This window comes from Kitasatospora sp. GP82 (assembly GCF_029892105.1).
Taxonomy (GTDB): domain Bacteria; phylum Actinomycetota; class Actinomycetes; order Streptomycetales; family Streptomycetaceae; genus Kitasatospora.
In genome coordinates, this window is record NZ_JARZAJ010000125.1 from 1 (window position 1) to 1,381 (window position 1,381).

At 70.6% G+C, this 1,381-nt stretch carries 1 protein-coding gene; it reads left to right on the forward strand.

Features of this window, described 5'->3' with window-relative positions:
• Positions 1 to 26: 26 nt before the first annotated feature.
• Positions 27 to 1,381 (forward strand): polyketide synthase dehydratase domain-containing protein (locus P3T39_RS37380; protein WP_348534437.1); only part of this gene is annotated, 1,355 nt, incomplete at its 3' end.

A 1,381-nucleotide genomic window follows, 5' to 3' on the forward strand; every position in this document is an offset into this window, starting at 1 on the left:
TCTCGCACGCGTTCCACTCGCCGTTGATGGACCCGATGCTCGAAGAGTTCGGCCGGGTCCTGGAGGGCCTGTCGTTTCAGGCGCCCACCATTCCCGTGGTGTCGAACCTGACGGGTGCGTTGGCCACGAGCGAGCAGCTGTGCTCCCCGCAGTACTGGGTGGAACACGTCCGCCAGGCCGTCCGGTTCTCCGAGGGCATCGGCTGGCTGACCGGACAAGGGGTGACTTCCTTCCTGGAGCTTGGACCGGACGGCGTCCTCACGGCGGTCGGCCGCGAGTCGGCGTCGGACGAGGCCGTCTTCGTCCCCGTCCTGCGCAAGGACAGGGACGAGGAGGAGACGGCGCTCCACGCACTGGCGCGTCTGCACGTCCACGGCGCGAAGGTCGACTGGGCCGCGCTGTTCGCCGGGACCGGTGCCCGCAGCGTCGAACTGCCCACCTACGCGTTCCAGCGCCGGCGGTTCTGGCCTTCGGGCTCGGTGGTGCGGGCCGGTGATGTGCGGTTCGCGGGGCTGGGGGCGGCAGAGCACCCCTTGCTGGGCGCTGCTGTGCAACTGGCCGGTGACGATGAGGTTCTGCTCACTGGTCGGCTGTCGCTGGAGTCGCATCCGTGGCTGGCGGATCACGTGGTGAAGGGCACCGTGCTCGTTCCGGGGACGGGTCTGCTCGAACTGGCCTTCCGGGCCGGGGACGAGGTCGACTGCGACCTGGTGGAGGAGCTGACGCTGGCCGCCCCGCTCACGCTGCCCGAGCACGGCGGTGTGCAGGTGCAGGTACGCGTCGGGAAGCCGGACGAGTCCGGACGGCGCACACTGGCCGTGTCCTCCCGGCCGGACGGTCATGAGCAGGACGCCTGGGTCCGGCATGCCGCTGGTGTGCTGACGGCCTCCGGTGCCGCCGAACCGGCGTCGTTCGACGCCTCGGTGTGGCCGCCGGTGGGTGCCGAGGCGGTGTCGGTGGATGGTGCTTACGAGGGGTTTGCGGAGGCCGGGTTCGGTTACGGTCCGGTGTTCCAGGGGCTGCGGGCCGTGTGGCGGCGTGGTGACGAGCTGTTCGCCGAGGTGGCGCTGCCGGAGCAGGCGAAGGAGGAGGCCGGACGGTTCGGTCTGCACCCGGCCCTCCTGGATGCGGCGCTGCACGCCGCGATCCTGGAGGGCGGCAGCGACGACACGGTGATTCCGTTCCTGTGGAGTGGCGTGTCGCTGCATGCGGTGGGCGCGTCGGCGGTGCGGGTGCGATTGACGCGGCTCGGCGAAGGCACGCTTTCGCTTGCGGTCGTGGACAGTACCGGTGCGCCGGTGTTGTCGGTGGAGTCGATGGTGGGTCGTCCGGTGTCGGCGGAGCAGTTGGGTGCCGCCAGTGGTGGTTCGGGCGAGGTGTT